This is a genomic window from Mucilaginibacter terrae (assembly GCF_042679325.1).
Classification (GTDB): Bacteria; Bacteroidota; Bacteroidia; order Sphingobacteriales; family Sphingobacteriaceae; genus Mucilaginibacter; species Mucilaginibacter terrae.
Genome location: NZ_JBHTMJ010000012.1, coordinates 1 through 22,828, shown reverse-complemented (window position 1 = coordinate 22,828; position 22,828 = coordinate 1). Strand labels below are relative to the sequence as shown.

Below are 22,828 nucleotides of genomic sequence, written 5' to 3'. Positions count from 1 at the left end.
AACTAAATATTACTTGTGAAATGAATAGGCAACTGTGGCTGCGGGGAGCTTAGCTTTGTTTACCAGCAGTATGCGCCATATATCCATACCTTTCCAGGTTTCCTTAAATTTTTTGGCTTCGGGGGATTCCAGGTTCATTTTTTCTTTTACAACTTCACTTATTGCCGCATCATAATCCATCACTACTTTTTTGTTACCCGGCATATTAAATACAACCTTGCCGGGTGTACCGGTTTCGGTAGTGCAAACCGTCATAAAAGTTTGGGTAATGCTTTTTACCGGGGCAGTAACTTCGTAATTGTCAATTACAGATGCTATCCCATTTACTTTATCCATGCTGACCGTGCGGTCCCACCTTTTTACACCCGCTTCCACAGGATAGGCTTTAGCAAGGTTCATGGTTATGGAACTTTGGGTATCGCCCTTTACATACTTTACATTGGTTGCCCCATAATTGGCCCCGGCTGCTTCACCTAAGCCGTTAACAGTAGGAATATTATGGTAAGGAGATGTATTGAACCACAGTGTATATCTTTTGTCGGAAAACGTATTAGACGTATAAGCACCCGGACCCAGATCAATTATTACCGGTTCATCATCTGCATAAACCAGTACATTGCCCACATCATTGTGGTTATGGCTCTTGCCATTGTGCCCGCCGTATGCCGCTACAAACATATTATTTGCCGACCGCGACGACATGATCTCAATGTCGGATGCCCATGCATCCTCAATATGGGGTTCTTTAAACGGATATGCCTCGCAAGCTTTAATGGCAGCCATATTATAAAGGCTACGTGAACGTGAATTACGCGAATTGTTAATATATGGTGCTTTTTGCGCATCATTATATTTATGATATAGCCAGCTTGCAAAATTCATCATAGTTTTATCACCCGTAGACTGGCCGTAACGAAATAGCAACAGGGCGCTTGGCGTGCTGTGTGGTACGGCATCGCCAACGTTGATATAATTTTGACCACCAATATGCATCCGGTATATATAAACACCCATTTTTTGGACGTAAGGATCATTAAATACATTCAGCTTTCCGTTTGATGCCTCATACAGCAAATTTAATTCATCATAAACACAACCTACCGCTTGCGACCAGTAACCAGGGCCTTCATCCACACTACCATCGGCACCCAGGCCGTTAATGTACTTATCGGTTAGGCGTAAGCCATAGTTAATAGCTTTCGACCTTTTGGTAACGTCGGTTTCGAGCAGTAGCTGGGCATTTATATAGTTAGACATGATCCAGGGAGCCCAGTTGTTAGGCTTGGCACTGGTCATGTAAAAATACTGGGCCGTAAGCAAGGGGGTAAATACCCTGCGGTTTACCTCGTACCTGAGCCGTTTACGTACCATTTTAGAGTTTTTATCCAAGGCATCCCCGTTAAAGTAGTCAATCCAGGCTAATTGTGCAGCAGTTTCAGCGGCGTATAGGTCAACCACCGGCTCTTCAGCATCGGGCAAACCGGTCCCAGCTTTTTGCATATGCAAAATAGAAGTACTGCCCCAAAAGGTTTCCTCACAAACCGACCATATACCATCCATAACCTTATCCGTAAAACGGCCCTTGCCTTCAACGGATTCGGCTAAAGCAAGCGTCCATAATATTTCCCTTTTTCTAAAAAACAATTTTTCGTACCTGGCTTTACTGTCTCCCGTACGTACATAGTCAAGGCTCATAGTGGCAGTAACTACCGGGTAGTCTTCTTTAAGGGCTGCTTCTCCGTCTTTTACCATCCGTTGCAATAAATTAGCAGGGTATTGCTGCTTCCATTCTTCCGGCTTTTGCGGAAAAGGGTGCCACTTACCGGGTGCCGGTAAAGTAGCAAGGATTTTAGCCTCGGTTAATGATCGTAATACATTACGCTGAGTAGTTTGACCATAAGCCACCGGCATACCTATTGCCAACATCAGTAGTAGTGCAAAAGCAACTATGCTGAAATTGTATGTATTTAGTGAGGATTTTTTAATACCCATAATCCTGTTTTAAATTGCGGTTACTTTCTAAAGATGTTTGCGGTATGGGATACAGTTCACTTTTATTGGGTACAAAATCGCCTGCTACTTTATTAATTAAAGTTGCGCCTATGGATACCGCCCAATTAAGCCTGGTAAAACCTGTTATGGTTGTAGCCGCCGGTGATGGGGCATAATAACTGTTGGCCGCAACCAGATCGATAGCGTTGGTTCTGAAAAATACATATTGAGGTACATAAGTGTAAGGTGCCAGCCTGGCCCCCAATAAGGTAAGATTTTGGCGGGCTTCCAATATCTTTGTATATAATAAGTTCCAGCGTATCAGATCGTATTTACGTATGCCCTCGCTGCCAAACTCCAGCAGCCTTTCATTTTGTATGGCTTGTAAAAACGCTACTGGTGAAGCTACTTGTGCAGGGGTTAAATCAGCTTCGGCAACTGAAGAAACGGTTGTTGTGGCTGTTGCCGCCGCCGTGGCACCTCCACCGGTAAACACAACCGTAGGGTTGCCAGTATAATTATTCCCGGTTTCGATAATGTTAATGGCCGTTACCACGCCGCTTGTTACCGTGGCTACAGCTGTGGCACCGCTGCCGCCGCCACCGGTAAATGTTAAGGTTGGTGCCGATGTATAACCCGCGCCGCCATTGGTAATTGTAATAGTTTTAACCCCTCGTGCCCAACTTCGGCGCCTAACCGTGTTTACAGCGTTTATGGCTTCGGCAGTAGGCCCGCCAATTTCGTTCTGGGCTTCGGCAAACATGAGCAATACATCTGAAAAACGAATGATAGGCCAGTTAACTCCAAAGTAAGAACCACCCTCGTTTATAGGTATGGCCGGTGTGATCCAATCCCTTCTAAACTTGCCATCGGGCATGGCAGCCAGGGTAGCACCTACCCGGAAACCGGTAGCACTTATTGAATATGGGGCGGCGGTTACATCGCGCCGGGTATCTAACTGGTTAAAGGCATAAAAATAGGTAGGCAACAAAAATATGCGCAAGTTACCGTTACCATTAATGCGCGGGCCGTTCCAGGCACCCAGGCGGCTATCTGATGCGGCATTTATACCGGCCATAGCTACCTCCATCATCACTTCGCCATTGGGCTCAATTTTATGGGCAAGTATATTATCTTTAAATACCGCCTGAAAGCTTGGGTTTAGCGTATGCTTATCTGGCCGCATCATAATTTCGGCACATTCCTTACGGGCTATTTCATAAAAATCCTTGTAGTTGGCCGGCCGCTCCATTTGCTTGGAGCGCCGTAGCGAGTAACCACCTCTAAACAAAGCTATACGTGCGCGCAAGGCTTTCACCGCCCCTTTGGTTATTCTTTCATCCTCTGTAACTCCAGGATCTCCGCGCCATGGCACCAGGGTTGAAGCCAGTTCCAAATCTTTTAATAAACGATCATAAATGGTATCGCGATCTACTTTCGGCAGGTTTTGATCTTCCCGATCGGTCGATGGTTCAAACGGGGCTGGTACATCGCCCCAATGCTTAATAAGTTCTGTAAAAAAAATCGCCCTCAACGTTAATGCTTCGCCATGCAGGCGCCTAACTTCGGCCTGCTCACCACCACCATTGTATTGAGCCATAAGCGGTATGCTTTTAATACAAACGTTTGCCCGGTCTATACCGCGATATAATTGAGTAAAAGGTGTGTTGATTACTGAATTATCTGCAGTTATTGCATAACGGGCCAAATCGCGACTGGCATTATCGGGTGTGTTTATATTGGCACCGCTTATCATCTCATCCGTATCGTACGGATACATAGTACTTAACCGGTTACCAAAGCCAAAATCACCGGCAAGTTGGTTATAAACGCCCAATACCGTGTTGCGCGCCTGAACCGAGTTGCTAAAGGCCACCGTTGGAGAAAACCCGGTTACCGGTTCTTCATTTAAAAATTTTTTGCAGGAAGAAAAAAGTATAACTCCTGAACATATTATTAAAGCTACTTTTAAGGATATATGATGTTTTGAAATTTGTATGTTAAACATGACTTTTAGAATTAACAAGTGAACATTAAAAAGAAACATTTAAACCGAATATGTAATTGCGGCTGCGCGGATACGCCGAATAATCAACGCCTGGCGTTAACGGGCTCGTACGGCGCGTATCTACTTCGGGGTCGTAGCCGGTGTATTTAGTAATAACCGCCAAGTTGTTTAAAGTGGCGTATAAACGCAGCCGCTTTATATTAGCCTTTTTAATTAAAGTATTACTAAATGTGTATCCCAAAGTAATATTGTTTATGCGCAAAAATGAACCGTTTTCAACCGCCCATGAACTGATATAATAACTTGTGCTACCACGTAAAGGCATCCATATATTAGCATTTGCGTTTGCAGCTGCAATTTGCTCAGGAGGCGCACCAACTACATAGGAGGTGCCACCCGAAGTAACTACCTTTTGCAGCACAACACCATTGGCATCAACCGTACGCCACCTGTTTTCCATTATGGCAATCATGTTTGTTGAAGGTGCATAACCGTTGGTAAATTCTATTTTGTTAGCATTTAAAATATCGTTACCCAGCTGAAAATTCACAAAAACACTGGCATCAAAGTTTTTGTAGGTAAACATCTGGTTTAAGCCGCCGTAAAAATCTGGATTGGCATTACCAATTATACTGCGATCATTAGTAGTTAAAACCCCATCGCCGTTCACATCGGCAAACCTGATGCTGCCCGGCTGTGGTAAACCGCTAAGGCCAACCGGGTTTGGAATGCCCTCCTTTAAAGTATAACGGTTATTAGTGGCATTATAATCAAAGTCGTTTAGGGTATAATAGCCTTCATTTACATAGCCGTATATACTTCCTACCGGCTTACCTACCTGCACTATAAAATCTGCCGGGGTACCCGAAATGGCCCAGCCTGAGTTTTGAAGATAAGACTCTTGTCCGCTGGCTAATTTTTTTATTTTATTGCTATTGGTAGATATATTGAAATTAGTGCTCCAGGTAAAATTTTTCTTTTGTATGATCGAAGCATTGATCTGTAATTCTAAACCTTTATTTTCTGTAGCCCCAATATTTTGAAATTGTGAGGTATAGCCTGATACAACAGACACCGGCGCTGCAATTAAAGCATCGTTTATGGTGTTTTGATAGGCATCCATAGTAACCTGGATACGGTCATTAAACAAACCTAAATCCAACCCAATATTACGGGCCACCGTGGTTTCCCATTGTAATGTAGGATTGGCCAACCTATCGGGCGCGTAGCCTATGCTGGTGAGGTTTTCGTTAAGCGGGTACAAAGCGGTTGCCTGAAATACGGTTAGGTAGCTATACGGAGCAATACGATTATTACCCGAAGTACCATAGCTCAAGCGAAGTTTTAAATTAGATAAGGCATCGAATTTATTTTTGAGAAATTTTTCTTCCGTTACCCGCCAGGCTAAAGACCCGGAAGGAAAATAACCCCAGCGATAACCGTCGGCAAATTTGGAAGAGGCATCGGCGCGCATGGTAAAGGTGGCCAAATAACGGTTATCATAAGTATAATTGGCCCTTGTAAAAAAAGACAGCAACTTTTCTCTTAACACAGTGACCCGGGGAAAAGTGGCAGCCAATACACCCAGGTTTAATTGATTAAAAGCGATTTCGGAAGTGGTACCTGCCGGGAACTCCCTAAACTGATTTTGAAGACCTTCCCTGCTCGATGTAAAAATCTCCTGTCCTAAAAGAACATTAATACTGTTTTTTTTATTGAAAGCCGTTTTAACTTTACTGTTATCATACGTTAAAACATTTGATTGATTTAGCGTATTGGTTTTAAGGGTACTGATACTGGCACTGGAAACGGCCCCTAAAGTAACCGGCTCGTTAAAACCCCGGGTTTCAGCACTGTTAAAGTTGAATCCTATCGTAGAGCGTAAAGATAGAGCGGGTGTAAAATTATAATTTGCGTAGCCATTGTAGTTGGTAATGGTAGTTTTGCCCTGGCGGTACCTTGCGTTTTGCAATACTACCGGGTTAATAATACCCAAGCCGTTACCTACATTGGTTTCTTCAAAATAATCTTCGTCTTCTTCATCGGGAGATAAGGCAGCGGGCACAATAGGACGATACTTTACTATATTACGCAAAGTGTTTAAAGAAGCACCCTCTGGGTCAGACGTACCCGATCCGTTTGAGGTAATATCGGTATAACGTACATTTACAGCTACCCGAAACTTGCTGCTAACGTTATGATCGAATTTGGAATTGAGCACATGGCGCTGATAATCGGAATTTACCAAAATACCCTGCTGTTTATTAAACGAGTAACTGGTGTTAAACTTAATGGTTTTTGTGCCGCCCGATATACTTACATTGTGTGTTTGCATAAATGCATTGCGGCCCAGCATACGCTCCTGCCAATCTAAACCCTCTTCGTTTTTAAAGCGTGATAGCGCAGGAAAATCATTACCATAGCGGGTTGCAAAGGTGGTACTATCGGTTGCGTTACCACGGCTGCGCTCATATTGATACTCTACAAAATTATAAGGATCCATTACCTTCAGTTTTTTAGACAGCTTATTGATCCCGAATATATTGTTGTAATTTACCGTAGTAGCACCCTCTTTACCTCCTTTGGTTGTAACAATAATTACCCCGTTGGCACCGCGCGAACCGTAAATAGATGTAGATGAGGCATCCTTTAAAACATCAATAGATTCAATGTCTTGAGGCGAAAGCGAAAGAAGGCCGTCTTCTACCTGTATTCCATCAATAATATAAAGCGGTGAATTATCTTGTGTAATAGAGCCGCCTCCACGCACACGTATCTTTACCTCGGCATTGGGCGATCCCTCAGAGGCTACTATTTGCACACCAGCCAAACGCCCGGCCAAAGCCTGCTCTGCAGAGTTTATTGGAATATCTTTAAGTTGTTTAGCATTAATTGATGATACTGAGCCGGTTAGGTCACGTCGTTGAACATTGGCATAACCTATAGCCACTACCTCATCAAGCGCGGTGGCATTGGGTTGCAGGTTTATGTTTAGAGGCTGGTTGTTTTCAACGCTTACTTCTTGCGTGGTGTAACCTAAATAAGTAACTACCAACACAATTTTTTGTGTTTGCACTAACGTTAGCTTAAAGTTGCCCCTAACATCGGTTGTTGTACCCAGTTTGGTACCTTTTACAGTAATGTTGGCACCAACTAACGGGTCTTTATTACCTGCATCGATAATAGTGCCGGCTACCTGCCGGTTTTGGGCGTACCCCAAACCCATTACCATGCACATGTACATAGCTACAAGTAAAATTTTCTTCATCTGTAATTTGAGTTATTAATTAGAGTTAATTTTTTTACGCGTCAACAAACGGTATTTGTTAAGACATTAATAATTGGTTATTGCAAATATGTGAAGTAGAGATTAAACCAAGGGGTTGAAAAGTAAAGAAATGGGGTGTGTAATAGTTCAAAATCACCTATAAAATGTGCTTCAATGATTCAAACTTTGTATAACACAAAAAAACAGGGATACGAAAACATACCCCTGTTAAACCTTCAACAAATTAACACGATACGTAATTAATTAAGGTTTGTAATAGTACCTAATGTGTTTGATTTTTACTTTGCTTATAGCAGATTGGGAGGTATATACACCACATTTAAAATAGTGCTGACCGGCACCTTTATCTTCAAAGTAATATTTACCATTTCCATTAGTCACTTCTGTACCATTTATAAAAACATGAAATTTACGTTCGGCGGTAGCATGAACAACGTTAATATGTACCCATGTACCATATATGTTTGTAGCAAGCACCCTACCGTCAAAAAACCGTAGCTCTCCTCCATTATACGGATATACCTTTATGTTGAAAGCAGGCTTGTCGTTTGCTACAGCTGTGCCAAATACCTGCATAATTATAGGATTGGCACTACCCGAATCTACTTTCATATCAGCTTCGAACTGATGGTTGCCAACTGTGTAGTAATCGTACCCTGGGTTAGTTGAATTATGCTTCATACGCATTTCACTACGTGGAGATGTATTACTGCCTGCCTGGAATGCACTATCTGTATTATAGATCCAAAAGGTATGCTCCTCAAAAGTGCCGTTATAACTATGGCGGGCATTGGTATCTAAGTTATAGGGCTTGTGTAATACATAGGTATAAGTTTTTTGTACCCAACCTGTACCATATTGAGGTACATTTGCCAATGTTTCCTTCGATGTTTGATTACCAATGGCTTCATCAATAACTTCTTGAGGTTTAACCTGTCCTTTTTGACAGCTTGCCGCTAAAATTAAGCCGCAGCATAATATTAGCAATGTGTTTTTTTTAAAATAATTCATCATCATCATAATTGGTTAAAAAATTTATAATTGATATGTTGAAGGTTAATACTGATAATAGGCCAGAATTGGCATCCGCTGGTTTACCGTACTGAGAACGGTTTGGTTTATTACCGGATGCTACGATACAAAAGTAACTATACCACCAAGGCAACAGGGGCATTAAAAATCAGTGTTTGGGGTCCCTTAACGTTCAATTAAAATATTTTTATTAATTAACCACTATCATTAAATGAGAGTTTAATTTATATGTGGGTTACCATAGAGGCTGTAGCTGTATTTTCATAAGTGGCTGCGTAGGCTGTTGGCGCGCATCCAAATTGTTTGCGAAACTCTTTGCTAAAATGTTTTCGGTTACTAAAACCTACCGAAAAAGCAATATCAGCTATACCCATTTTATTTTGAACCAGCAGAGTTGCGGCTCTTTTAAGACGGGTAACCTTTAAAAAATCGGCTACAGACAGATCGGTAAGGCCTTTGATTTTGCGGTACAAAACCGGGCGGCTCATACCTATTTCGACCGATAGGGCCATAACATCAAATTCCGAATCCTCCATCTTATCTTCCACAATCTTCATTAATTTAGACAAAAAGGCTTCATCTACGTTATTAATTACAACATCCTTAGGCTGTAGTGTTACCTGCTGACTAAATTTATTTTGCATTACCTTGCGGGCTGCTAACAAATTGTGCACGTTTAATTTCAGTAACTGAAGACTAAAGGGCTTGGTTATGTAAGCATCGGCTCCGGTTGTTAACCCACTTACCTGGTGTATGGTTGTTGCACGAGCAGTTAATAAAATAACTGGTATGTGGCTGGTGCGCTCATCGGCTTTAAGCTTACCGCATAACTCCATGCCGTCCATTTCGGGCATCATTACATCGCTTATCACCAAGTCGGGTATGCTATTTATGGCCGTAATAAAACCAGTTGACCCGTTTTCACAACCCTGTACTGTATAAGTTTCTTTTAATGATTCTACTAAAAACTCGCGCACCTCGTTGTTATCTTCTACAATAAGAACGGTGTATTTACTTTCTGAATTATTAATAATTTCCAAATCGGGGAATCTTGCGGTTTCAGGTAAATACCGGGTTTCGGTTTCAAATGGCTCATATATTTCATTGGCATCAACCACGAGTTCATCTGGTTCAAAATGGCTGCTTCCTTTTAACAATGAAACCTTAAAACATGTGCTTCCATTACGACCGTGTTCTTCAGGCAGACTTTCAAAAGATATGGCACCATGGTGCAACTCAACAATGCTTTTTGAGAATGCCAGCCCTACACCCGATCCTGAATTTTGTTGGTGATGTTCACCGGCCTGATAAAAATTGGTAAACAGCTTTTCCTGATGATGGAATGGAATACCCTGACCATTATCGGTTATGTAAATGCCCACTTCCCTACCCTCATCCTTTACTTCAACATTTATCACTCCACCCTCATGCGTAAATTTAAACGCGTTAGATAAAAGGTTGAAAAACACTTTTTCCATTTGTAAACTATCAAAATACAAAGCAGTATCTCCAGCAAAGTTATTAAAAGAGTAAGTGATGTGCTTAGCATCGGCAACCTGATTAAAGGTTTGACAAACAGTTTCGGTAAAATCGGCAACTTTCCAGGCTTTAACTTGTAACTTAATTTTACCCGATTCGGCCTTTCTAAAATCCATTAACTCATTAATGAGCCTTAAAAGTCGGTTTGTATTGTTTTGAATGCTATATAATTGCTTATTTATCAATTCATTATTTTGGGTTTCGGCAATCAGCTTTTCTACCGGGCCCGATAGTAGGGTTAGGGGTGTTCGCAGCTCATGTGATATATTTGTAAAAAAATCAAGCTTCATCTGGTGTAGTTCCTGCTGACGCTCGTACTGCAAATGCTCATAATAAAGGTCTCTTTCCAACTGAGCCTGCCGTCTGAAAAAACGTATAACCGCGAAAAGTACACCAACAAATAATAAGGTATATAACACATACGCCCACCAGGTTAACCAAAATGGCGGTAAAATTTCAATATCTACACTTACGCCATTGTTATTCCAAACCCCATCATTATTAGCAGCTTTTACACTAAACGTATAAGTACCGGGCGCCAGGCCTGTATAACTTGCTAAACGCTGATGGTTTACGTAATGCCAGGTATTGTTGTAACGTAATCCCTGTAATTTATAGGCATATACGTTTTTGTTTGTATTAACAAAGTTTAGTGCCGAAAACTTAAACGATATAAAGTTTTGATGATGTTTAAGCGTAATTGAACGGGTGTTTTCGATAGGTTGTTTAAGAGGCGATTTAGGCGAACTTATATTTATCACCTGGTTATGAATCATAAATTCGGTAATTATAACATTTGGCTGGTGCGTATTTTTAATTATATGCTCAGGATAAAATGCCGTAATACCGTTAACGCCACCAAATAACAATTCACCATCTTTGTTGCTGCAAACGGCATTGGGCATAAATTGGTTACTTGCCAAACCATCTGTTGAAGTATAATTGAATATTTTATAGTCGACCTGTTTCAGCACAGGGTTGTAACGTAGGAAACTGATCTTGGATAGACCGTTATTAGTGCTCACCCAAAGGTTACCCTGTTTATCTTCAGCTATAGCCTGTATCACATTATTAGTAAGCCCATGCTGTTCTGTAATAAAATAAACCTGTTTGTTTCGGGGATTAAAAAGTTGCAGGCCAGCGCGTGTACCTACCCATACACGTTTATACCTATCTGTAAACAAGGAAAGTACTACATTACTGTTATATCCATAACGGGCAGGGTCATTTAAATAATGATCAAATTTTTGTTTTTTCAGATCATAATGGTTAAGCCCATTATTTGTACCGATCCATATCCCGGTGTTGGCATCATGCATTAAAGCATTTGTATGGTTGCTGCTAATGCTATTTTTATTTTGATGAACATAAAATTCCTTTTTTTGCCCAGTGGTACTGAGCCATTTTAAGCCATCAACATCGGCAGCAACCCAAATGCCTTGAGGTGTAGTAAGCAAAGCATTTATGCGTGTATTTTTTAAGCCAACATTAAACCCATCAAAACTTAAATATGATATTTTTCCACCACTTTTATTAATACTGGCTAAACCATCAAGAGTACCTACCCATAACTTATCTTTGCCGTTAGGTGCCAAGGCTTTAATAATATTACTGTTTTTACGCTGGGCCAAATCTTGTACAGAAAAATAACTGCTCATTTGATGCGCATTATCTATAAAATTAAGCCCTCCACCATCAGTGCCTGCCCACAAACCTCCATTTTCATCTTTTACTATGGCGTTTACAACAGGCTGGTTTAAGCCAATGCTCCCCCCTATCCGCTCACCTATATTAATAAAATTGGCATTGGCGGGGTTGTATATATTTAAACCGCCGGCATAAGTAGTAAGCCAGATGCTTCCTGCTGCATCCTTCATAATATTCCAGATCGTATTATTGCTTAAACTCTTTTGATCATCGCTATGGTGCTGATGGTTAGTGAAAGTTTGGCTTTGCTTATTGAAAATGCTCAAACCGTTTCGAGTAGCAATCCAAATCTGCCCTTGATTATGTACATATACATCGCGTATAAAATCCGATGCCAAAGATGCTGAAGTGTGATATTTATGCGTGAAATTGATGATGTTTTTAGTAGCATACTTGTACCAGAATAATCCGGCATCTTCGGTACCAAACCATAAATCGCCATCCAGGTCTTGCTTAATGGCCACTACTTTAGCATTAAAAAGCTCGATATTGTTTTTTATTTGTGGAGGCAACACCTCTTTATTTTTTAAAGATGAATTTAAGCAAATTACCCCTGTATTAAGCCCTACCCATACTTTGCCCGATCTTTCCTGAAACAAAGAATATACATTACCGGTAACAAATGAAGAATAACTTTTTATTTGCCTTGTAGCACAATTTAACAATTTGATACCTCTGTTGGTACCTATAAGCAAACGGTTATTGGGTAAGGCCATAAAGCATGAAATAAACCCAACTCCATTAACTGGTATATGGTTGTATTGCTCCTTGTTTTTATTAAAAACATACAAGCCGCTTGAAGCCCCTATCCAAATATTGCCATGAGCATCTTCATGTATCGCATTAATGTCTCGGTGGTTTGTAGATTTTTTATCGAAGCTGTAGTTTTTATAAATTTTAAACTCATAGCCGTCGAAACGGGTAAGCCCATCTCGGCTACCAATCCATATAAAACCTTGTTTATCCTGTTTTATAGAAAATATAGGGCTTTGTGAAAGTCCTTCATTTAATGAAAAATGCATGAAGCGCATAGGCACATCCCTGCAATAAGCCAACTGCTGCCCAATAAGCAAACATAACAGTAAGGCACAAGTGCTAAAAACTTTTTTGCACGAATTAAACATTAACAACAGGTTTATAATAACTGAACAAAAAGGCTTTTATTCAATTATTAAAATTAGTAAAATGTTTTACACTTAGTGTAGTATTGTAAATATTACTATAAGTTTTGGTTTCTTAAATTCAGATACTAACAACGCCTTGTGCAGCATTTTTAGTCAAAAACATATTCCATTTTTATAAAAGGCACATCAATCTTATTTCGCCTTAAATTGTGGCTAATATTTTGTTTTTATTATTAATATCAAAAGGAGAGCAAATAATTACTCTCCTTTTGATAAGTACGAATATAGTATCCAAATCTAAACAAACAGCCCTATCAAATTCGCTAATTAAATATTTAACGGCTATATGCTCTTATACCTAAAGTATCTGTTTAAATATAAAGCTTAATCAATTTAATGTTGGCTTATTTACAAATACATCATCATAACTAACATCGGTATAACGGGCAAATAAACCTATTTTACCTGCTGTAAATTGGCTATCGGTTGCTTGGACCTTAAGACTGCCGTTGATATAAAACTTTATTTGGTTGCCATTAAAAGAAGCCCTCAAAATATAAAGCGTGTTCGTGGTCAGTTCAGGGATTTCTAAATAAGCTAAAACAGTTGTTGCGCCTGCCTGAAATCTGGTGACCTCACATCTTTTATTATCCTGGTTATAACGGAGCAAGTAGTAATTGTTGGCATCTACATATCGGCCTATTAACCCAATCAGTGGAATATTACCGGTTCCATAGCTATTGATCTTACATTGTACGGTTACATCATAGTTTGTTCCGCTATAGGCACTGATAAGCCTCGAACTTACAACCGTAGCCGAAGTTTTTATAACGGGTTCGGGAGCTGTATTTTGCGGTTGATAGCCTGTAAAAGAGGTTACCGAGGCAAAAGACCAGGTACCGCTTGCAGTCCATACCGGATATGCAGTATAATTTGAATCCTCAAAAGAGTCATTTAAATAATACTCTTTGGCCACCCCCATCGTATGTGCTATGTCATGAACACGCTGCCACCAGCTTAAACCTGTTGTGTAGGGTACAAGTGAGTTGTAGGGCTCATAACTTCCTATTTTATAAGTAATATAACCGTTCCATGCTTTTGAGATGATATCGCTAAAGCCCACTTTCAAGTTTTGGTCGATAGAGTCCTTTTTTATAGTTTGAGTTGAACTTAACCAATAGCCGTATTTTTCTACTAAAAACCTGCTGTACAGATCATTAACTACTCCTGATGCAGAGTAATACAGCGCATCTCGTACGCTGCCGCCATTATCTACAGTATTAAACTCTGTAGCCATACCTGGAGAATTAATATAGTCGCCTTCTCTGGCAATTTTGTTAAAGCATTCCGTGTTAAGTTTTGATGTAAGATATATAGGATCAGTAACAATACTGGTTAAGGTAACCGTCTTAAAAAAAGGCAATCCATCAGTTTCGTTATCATCTATATAACGCACATAGTTTTTTATTAAAGTTTCTTTTTTAGCATCTGTACTGGCATCATAAACTGTTGTTATTTGTCCACTGGTTACTGTTTTATTAAAAGTAGCAGAAAAAATATCAGCGATCCGGGTTAAGCCGGCAGTATTGAGGCTGCTTATAAAATCACTATGGTCATAATTTTTTAAAAATGTATAAACATTATTTTTACCGATAACTGTCATAGCCGCCAAAAAGCTGCCTGCGTAACCTTCGGCATAATTAGGAGATGTGTAAAGAACATTGCCCCGCATATCCAGCCGCTCATTTTGACGGAGGTTACCATCAAATGTATAATCGGTCATTACATAAGCACCGGCTACCAATGCAGCTTTCATGGTAAGCATAATCTTCTCTTCCTCTGCCGCTGAAAAATCATTAGCATTAGCATATTTCCATGCTAATGCTACAGCGAAATAAGCACCGTAGCCCTCCCGGTGATTGTCATTACCTGTTACAACAAATTGATTGGCAGGATCATTCATCGTTTTCTTAACAGCGTCATATAATAATGTACGATATGGCGAACTTGGATTATTTGCAACATCTACTGCCAATGTGGCCATAGCGGAAGATACGCCTATAGCTTGGGTGCCGAAAAAAGTAGGGGAGCCGTTTAGTGCCCCCTGCAACACATCGGCTGCAGATTGAAGCGCTAAAGTGTGTTGCGGCACGCCATTGTCGATGGTTGTTTTGCCATAATTTTGGTTGTTTACCTCTGCCGCGCTAATATCCTCGGCCAAAGGGTTCTTTTTACAGGAAGATATCAGCAGGGCAAAAGCCGCCACTAATACAGTTGCTGTTAATTTTCTCATCATACTATTGGTTTTATTGGTTAATAAAAAAGGTTTCTGAATAAAAGGTTACTAACAAAATGCATAAACCGGACAATAAATTTTATGATATTTTATGCCCGGTTTATACGTTAATTAATAACCCGGATTTTGCACCAATGCCGGGCTTGCTGTAAGCACACCTTGCGGAATAGGCAACAAGTAATGGTACGGCTGTATCTCGGGGGCACGCCCAAATGCCACTTCCGATTTTACTGCGTCTATCAATCGGCCTGTTCTCACCAGGTCGAACCTGCGCTGCATTTCAAACGGGAACTCCAGCCTTCTTTCGAGCCAAACGGCCTGTTTAAATGAGAGATAATTATAAACACCTAAAGCAGGTGTGGTAAGCCCGGCCCTATCATGCACCCTTTTAAAGGCATTATAAGCTTCGGCATTAGGGCCGTTGCCAGCCTCGTTCAACGCTTCGGCGTAAATGAGCAAAATTTCGGAGTAACGCATGTATGGAAAGCTCTTGCCGTTACCGGTACCCAGGGTAGCGGTTTGGTCCCAAAGTTTATTAAAGGCCACAGCTTTGGTAGGGTCGGCATCGGTAACCGAAAGCGGGAAAACCGTTCCCCCAAAAGTGTACGAGCTTAAAAAATTGACATCCCTACGCCTATCGCCGGTTACAAACGAATTGTATAACGTAGCCGAAACCCGTGCGGTACCCGCACCGCCACCAATATAAATTGGTGCCGAACGCACACCATATAAACGGCCCAGGCCGTTGCCCAAAATATCGGTTTTGTATTGTATCTCAAAAACGTATTCCTTACCGCCCTTATTTGCCAGCGAAAACGCATCGGCATAGTTAGCCCATAAATCGTACACACCGGTCGTGCCAATATCTATTACTTCTTTAGCTTTGGCAGCGGCCAATGCCCAATAAGGTGAGCCTACGGTAGTGCCCGCACGGGTTAAATAAACCTTAGCCAGCAGCCCTTTAGCGGCACCCCTTGTGGCACGGCCCTTATCGGCGGCGGCGTAGGTAACCGGTAATACCTCGGCATCTTTCAGGTCTTGCTCTATTTGATTATATACTTCATCAACGGTATTTTTAGGTTTGTCTAAACCTTCCAGGCTGAGCGATTCGTCGGTTACCACCGGCACACCGCCATATAACCTTAGCAGGTTAAAATAGTGAAGCGCACGTAGGTATTTAGCCTCAGCCACATATTGTTGTTTTAAATTGGCATCCATTTCAATTAATGGTACACGTGCAATTACGATGTTGGATTTTTGAATGGCCGCATACGAATTACTGAACATATTAATGAAAGTGTTAGACGGCGTTATTTTATACTGCCAAAGCGGTACCCTATCGCCCACACCCGACAGGAACGGAACACCATCATCGGTAGTAGCCAGATCAATAAACATAAACCCGTCTGACGCGCCGTAAATTGTGGTTATCTGTCCGTAACACGCGCCAATGGCAGCCTGTGCGTCGGCAGGGGTTTTGTAATAGGTAGCTGCCGTTAAGTTGCTTTCGGGGGCCAGGTCCAGTTTTTTACAGCTGCCCAGTGCTATAACACCTATAATGATTATGAATAATTTTTTCATGTGCTTAATGCTTAAAAAGTTAAGTTTAATCCGGCTAAAAACGTTTTAGCCGAAGGGTAAGTACCATAATCTACACCCTGACTGATAGAGCCGTTGCCAAAGCGGTTAACCTCTGGATCGAACCCGGTGTAGTTGGTAATAGTGAACAGGTTTTGTGCCGATACATATACCCGCACCGAACCTATGCCTGCCGATTTAAGTAAATCCGCGCCAAAACGGTATCCCAACGCCACGTTTTTGAAACGCAGATAGCTGCCGTCTTCAATTTGAAAGGAAGATAATACGCGAGAACCGGAAAGTAAATTTGCCCTTGGTATGGTATTGCTGGGGTTAGTGGGTGTCCAGCGGTTAAGCACCTCGGCACTGTTGTTGTTACCACCGTTTAAGCTAAACAGATCGAAACGCGACAGGTTTAAGATATCATTACCATAAGATCCCTGTACAAACACATTCAAATCGAAATTCTTATAAGTAAAGGTGTTGTTAAAGCCTCCAAAGAACTTCGGATTAGAATTGCCGATCACCGCGCGGTCAACATCGTTGATCTGGTTATCGCCATTGATATCTTTATAACGTACATCACCGGGTTTGGCTGTTGGCTGTGCCGATGCGGTTATGTTATCGCCGGTTTGAAATATACCATCAAATACCCTTCCGTAAAACTGCCCTAACGGATCGCCCACCCTAAGTAAGATAGGGTTTAGTGCCGAGCCGTATAAACGCACATCGGAGCCGGTAAAAATTTCATTATTGTTATTGAGCTTCAGCACCTTGTTCCTGTTTAACGAATAGGTAAGCTGCGATTCCCATCCAAAGGTTTTATTACCCAGATTGGCAACCACTTCTATCTCCAAACCCCTGTTTTCTATATTGCCAATATTTTGAGTAGACGATGTGTAGCCTGATATAGCTGGCAATCCAACAGAAAATAGCAGGTCCGACGTTTTTTTGTAATAATAATCAACCGTAAAGCGCAGTTTGTTATTCAAAAACCCCACATCAACACCCAAATCAAATTGCTTGCTTTCTTCCCAGCTTAAATTGTTGTTTTGCAGCGAACCATTGGTAGTGCCGGTATAAACGGTATTATTTAACACATAAGTGTTATTGGTTAATGAGGGAATATATACATACTCACCTATTTCCTGGTTACCGCCTAACCCGTAGCTTGCCCTTAATTTAGCATCCGATACAATGCTTTGCTTCTTCATAAAAGTCTCTTCGCTTACCCGCCAGGCAAAAGCTCCTGATGGGAAATAGCCATACTTATTATTGGGCGCAAAACGCGATGAGCCATCGGCCCGGCCCGAAAACGTGAACAGATATTTGTTATCGAATGTGTAATTTACCCTTGCCAGGTACGATAGCAATGAGGTTTCAGATGCTCCAGATGAGGGCGCTACCAAAGCAGACCCTGCGCCTAAATTGTTATAAAGCGGAAAGTCGGTATTAAAGGTACGTGCGTTGGCTGTTACGTTTTCACGCTCCCAGGCCTGGCTTGTAAAACCTATAACCGCGTTAAAGGCATGTTTTTTGTTGAAAGTTTTGATGTAGCTCAGCGTATTCTCGTTCAACCAGCTCAATACCTCGTTATTGGATACCGCTGCTATCCCGTTACTGGATAAGCCCTGCTGCGACAGGCGTGTGGCATAATTATTCGATTTCAAGGTAGACACGTCGCCGCCCAAAGTAGTTTTAAACGTTAGTCCTTCCATTATTTTAAACTCCAGGAAAGCGTTACCCAGTATGCGTATGTTTTTGTTAATGTCGGTCAACTCGTTCACCAACGCCACAGGGTTATCAACCAGCAAACCGTTTACCACACCCAGGTTTACATAGTAAGTGCCCGATGGATTGTAAACCGGAAAAGTTGGTGAATAACTTAAAGCCGAGCTGATAACACCACCACCGGCGTTTCCATCAACTTCAGTGCGTGCGTTGTTACCTGTGCTATAGGAGGTAACCAGGTTTAAACCAGTTTTTAACCAAGGTTTGATAGTGCCATCCACATTAGCCCTGAGCGAATAACGCTTAAAGCCTGATCTTTTGATGATGCCTTCCTGGTTATAGTAACCTCCCGAAATGGCATAATGCATAGTTTCACTACCACCGCTGGCAGTTAACTGGTGATTTTGTATCGGGGCATTTTGTAACACCTCGTTTTGCCAGTTGGTACCTACTCCCGCATTGGCAGGTACTGGCCTGTCGGGTGCAGAACCGTCGAAGTATATGGCGCTTCCTGAGTTAACACGGGCCTCGTTCACCATTTCGGCAAATTGCTGCCCGTTTAGTAAAGGTATTTTACGGATCGCTTTCTGTGTACCGTAATATCCATCGTAAGCAAGCTGCACTTTTCCGGTTTTACCACGTTTGGTGGTTACTATTACCACGCCGTTATTGCCACGCGAGCCATATATAGCGGTAGATGAAGCATCTTTCAAAATGTCGATGCTTTCTATATCAGAAGGATTGATACTGTTAATTTCGGTAACCGGAAAACCATCAACCACATACAAGGGGTTATTGCTGGAAGTTACCGAACCGGTACCCCTTATACGTATGGTGGTACCACCACCCGGCCTGCCCGAATTAGTGGTTACGTTAACTCCGCTTACCCTTCCCTGCAATGCCCTGTCCAACGCTACTATGGGGGTTGCGTTCACATCATCGGCCGATACGCGTGCTACCGAACCGGTAAGGTCGCTTTTACGCACCGTACCGTAACCAATTACCAACACCTCGTTTAGCTTGTTGCTCTCTTCGGTTAATACTACATTTTGCAAATTTTCGGTACCGTTACTAACGCTTATGGATTTGCTAAGCGCAGCAAAACCAATATAACTAAATGTTAATGTATAATTACCTGCAAGTACCTTGGTAAAGGTGTAAGCACCATTAACATCGGTTATTTGCGTTTGTGTTGTTGGCCCCGTAAGCTTAACAGTTACGCCAGGTAATACTTCACCTTTTGCATCAGTTACTTTACCTTTAATTATAGTTTCTGTTTGTTGATAATAAAGCCTAACCGACGCATTTGTTATAAGCGTATTGGCGTTGGTTTTATTAGCATACAACGAGCAAGCCATAAAAACTAATACCATTATAAATTTGCATTTTATAGCCATAAGGTGCGGCCACATATCTTTTATTAACACCTTTTTTACAAGCCTGCGCACTTGTATTATTGCCGGGCATGGTGTAAGTTTCATTATCATATTATATTTTAGTTAGTTGGTTTAATAATATTGAGTTACTGTTTTGGTATTATAAACTTTCAAGTTTTGTTTAAAACCTGCATCCAGCCCGGCAACAATTAAATAAGCTCTATGGATTTTGTTTTCAAAAATCACCTTAAAACAAGCTGAATTAGATACAGGATCACATCAGATCACACGGCTATGTATGCATTATATTTATTGAAACAAACAAGCGGTAATCAGTAAAAATTGGTTGTTCAAATGTCAGAAAGCAGGTTGTAAACCAAGGGTGCGTATCATAAATAAATAGGGTCTTAAATCGTTCAAAATATATTTCCGGCTCAAAAATTACACTAACAATTTATCGGGGTTTTAAGTTTAGCGGCTTTTTACAGCCCTAAAAAATTCAAATTCTATATATAAAAGGAGCGTATAAATAACTAATGCATTGTAGCTGCTGCCATTATACAAGGATGGTGCGGCAAAAATTATAATCAATATATTAATGATGAAATTTTGCGGATATAAACTCAGGCTATTGTATATAGAATTAATCGATTGGGAATGTTGTTTTTAATACCATAATTTTAGGCCATTAAACAATGATCAGAAATAATTCAATCATTTAACCAATTAAATTTTATTATGGATAATGGATCAAATGATATTAGCCAATGCCCGTTTTTTAACGGCAGCATGAAACATAATGTTGGTGGCGGCGGCACTCGTAATACCGATTGGTGGCCCAACCAATTAAAATTGAATATCCTTCGTCAGCAATCTTCTTTATCAAACCCAATGGATAAAGATTTTAATTATGCCGAAGCTTTTAAAAGCCTTGACCTGGAAGCAGTAAAGCAGGACCTCCATGCACTTATGACCGATTCGCAAGATTGGTGGCCGGCAGATTTTGGTCATTACGGCGGCTTATTTATACGCTTGGCCTGGCATAGTGCAGGAACTTATCGGGTAGGCGACGGACGCGGAGGGGCAGGTGCCGGGTTGCAGCGTTTTGCACCACTAAACAGCTGGCCCGATAATGTAAGCCTTGATAAGGCCCGCAGGCTGCTTTGGCCTATTAAACAAAAATACGGCAACAAAATTTCCTGGGCCGATCTGATGATCCTTAGCGGTAATATAGCGCTCGAATCAATGGGCTTTAAAACATTTGGTTTTGCCGGTGGGCGCCCGGATGTATGGGAAGCCGATGAATCTGTTTACTGGGGATCTGAAACTACCTGGCTGGGTGGCGATGCTCGATATGCAAAAGGCTCTCCCGGTGTACAGGAAGGCCACGGGGTATTAGTATCAGACGATGATGCCGATGGCGAAATCCATTCTCGCAATTTGGAAAAACCACTTGCTGCTGTACAAATGGGATTGATTTACGTAAACCCAGAAGGACCGGACGGTAACCCAGATCCGCTATTGTCTGCCAAAGACATTCGTGATACATTTGGTAGAATGGCTATGAACGATGAAGAAACAGTGGCCTTGATAGCCGGTGGCCACAGCTTTGGTAAAACCCACGGTGCCGCCTCATCCGATCATGTAGATAAAGAGCCGGAAGCATCCGAAATTGAACTGCAGGGATTTGGCTGGAGCAATAGCTACGGCTCGGGTAAAGGTGCCGATACTATAACCAGCGGTTTGGAAGTAACCTGGACCAAAACTCCTACGCAATGGAGCAATAATTATTTTGAAAACCTCTTTGGTTTTGAATGGGAGCTGACTAAGAGCCCCGCAGGTGCACATCAATGGGTTGCTAAAAATGCCGAGGCCATTATTCCTGATGCTTACGATAATGAGAAAATGCATTTGCCAACCATGCTCACCACCGATATTGCGCTGAGGATGGATCCGGCTTACGAAAAAGTATCGAGACACTTTTTAGAAGATTTTGATGCTTTTGCAGATGCCTTCGCCCGCGCCTGGTATAAGTTAACTCATCGCGATATGGGTCCCGTAGCACGTTACCTTGGCCCGGATGTTCCACCCGAAGAATTGCTTTGGCAAGATCCTATCCCAGCAGTAAATCATCAATTAATAGACGATGCCGACATTGCAGTGCTAAAAGAAAAAGTATTAGCGTCAGGTTTAACTGTATCCGAACTGGTTTCTACTGCATGGGCTTCGGCATCTACCTTCCGCGGTTCTGATAAACGCGGTGGTGCTAATGGTGCACGTATTCGCCTGGCTCCGCAAAAAGACTGGCAAGTAAACAACCCGGCACAGTTACAAAAGGTATTGGGTGTATTGGAAAGTATTACGCACGAGTTTAATAGTACACAGTTAGCCGGTAAAAAGGTATCGCTGGCAGATTTGATTGTTTTAGCTGGTGCTGCCGGTGTTGAAAAAGCTGCTGCAGATGCAGGCCATACCATTGCTGTTCCGTTTACGGCAGGCCGTATGGATGCTTCGCAGGAGCAAACCGATGTAGAATCATTCGGGTACCTGGAACCTGCTGCCGATGGTTTCCGCAATTACGGTAAATCACAGCCTCCGGTATCTACCGAAGATATGTTAATTGACAGGGCACAACTGCTTACCCTAACCGCCCCTGAATTAACCGTATTAATAGGTGGGCTGCGTGCATTGAATACTAATTTTGATGGTTCAAAACATGGGGTGTTCACCTCGCGTACGGGTCAGCTTACCAACGATTTCTTTGTGAACCTGCTCGACATGGGCACCGCGTGGAAAGCAGTGAACGGCGATATAGAACTTTACGAAGGCAGCAGCCGTGCAACCGGTGAGGTAAAATGGACGGCCACCCGTGCCGACCTGGTTTTTGGTTCCAACTCCGAATTGAGGGCCATTGCCGAAGTGTATGCAAGTTCAGATGCACAAAGCAAATTTGTAAAAGACTTTGTAGCTACCTGGAGCAAAGTGATGGAACTGGATAGGTTTGACTTATAATCAGTTTGTCAGCAATTGTTAATAGCTTAATATAAATGAGTTTTTAATATAAAAAAGAGGCTGTCTCATCAAAAATTGGTGTGACCCCAAAAAGTTAGACAGTTTACAAAATTAAGTTTTTTGTATCAGAGCTCGGTATACCAC

At 41.7% G+C, this 22,828-nt stretch carries 9 protein-coding genes; 1 reads left to right on the top strand and 8 read right to left on the bottom strand.

All coding sequences use genetic code 11. The features are described from left to right. Positions 1-9: 9 nt before the first annotated feature. The 8 genes from ACFQ3S_RS11990 to ACFQ3S_RS11955 all read right to left on the bottom strand — a co-directional run bounded on the left by ACFQ3S_RS11990 (position 10) and on the right by ACFQ3S_RS11955 (position 19,669). Positions 10-1,992: a heparinase II/III domain-containing protein gene (locus ACFQ3S_RS11990; RefSeq protein WP_377164675.1), complete on the bottom strand. Its 1,983-nt coding sequence runs from the start codon at positions 1,990-1,992 to the stop codon at positions 10-12. Then, entirely contained in the window at positions 1,982-4,000 is a 2,019-nt protein-coding gene (locus ACFQ3S_RS11985) for a RagB/SusD family nutrient uptake outer membrane protein (RefSeq protein ID WP_377164673.1), read from the bottom strand. Before ACFQ3S_RS11985 ends, ACFQ3S_RS11990 begins: the two co-directional genes overlap by 11 nt. Positions 4,001-4,025: 25 nt before the next feature. Continuing rightward, positions 4,026-7,268 carry a SusC/RagA family TonB-linked outer membrane protein gene (locus tag ACFQ3S_RS11980; protein WP_377164671.1) on the bottom strand — a complete coding sequence of 1,081 codons (3,243 nt, stop codon included), beginning with the start codon at positions 7,266-7,268 and terminating at the stop codon, positions 4,026-4,028. Positions 7,269-7,532: 264 nt separating this feature from the next. Then, positions 7,533-8,309: a polysaccharide lyase family 7 protein gene (locus ACFQ3S_RS11975; protein WP_377164669.1), complete on the bottom strand. Its 777-nt coding sequence runs from the start codon at positions 8,307-8,309 to the stop codon at positions 7,533-7,535. A gap of 236 nt (positions 8,310-8,545) precedes the next feature. Beyond that, complete coding sequence (locus ACFQ3S_RS11970) at positions 8,546-12,589, bottom strand: hybrid sensor histidine kinase/response regulator transcription factor (protein WP_377164667.1); 4,044 nt, start codon at positions 12,587-12,589, stop codon at positions 8,546-8,548. A 490-nt stretch (positions 12,590-13,079) separates the two neighbouring features. Beyond that, positions 13,080-14,987, bottom strand: coding sequence for a hypothetical protein (locus ACFQ3S_RS11965; protein ID WP_377164665.1), 1,908 nt, complete (start codon positions 14,985-14,987; stop codon positions 13,080-13,082). Between the two features lie 111 nt (positions 14,988-15,098). Next, the gene (locus ACFQ3S_RS11960; RefSeq protein ID WP_377164663.1) at positions 15,099-16,568 is read right to left on the bottom strand and encodes a RagB/SusD family nutrient uptake outer membrane protein; all 1,470 of its coding nucleotides are present in this window, start codon (positions 16,566-16,568) and stop codon (positions 15,099-15,101) included. An 11-nt stretch (positions 16,569-16,579) separates the two neighbouring features. Next, positions 16,580-19,669, bottom strand: a complete 3,090-nt coding sequence (locus ACFQ3S_RS11955) for a SusC/RagA family TonB-linked outer membrane protein (RefSeq protein WP_377164661.1) — start codon at positions 19,667-19,669, stop codon at positions 16,580-16,582. A gap of 741 nt (positions 19,670-20,410) precedes the next feature. Here ACFQ3S_RS11955 and katG point away from each other — a divergent pair. Then, positions 20,411-22,684, top strand: coding sequence for a catalase/peroxidase HPI (katG, locus tag ACFQ3S_RS11950; protein WP_377164659.1), 2,274 nt, complete (start codon positions 20,411-20,413; stop codon positions 22,682-22,684). Positions 22,685-22,828 lie beyond the last annotated feature (144 nt).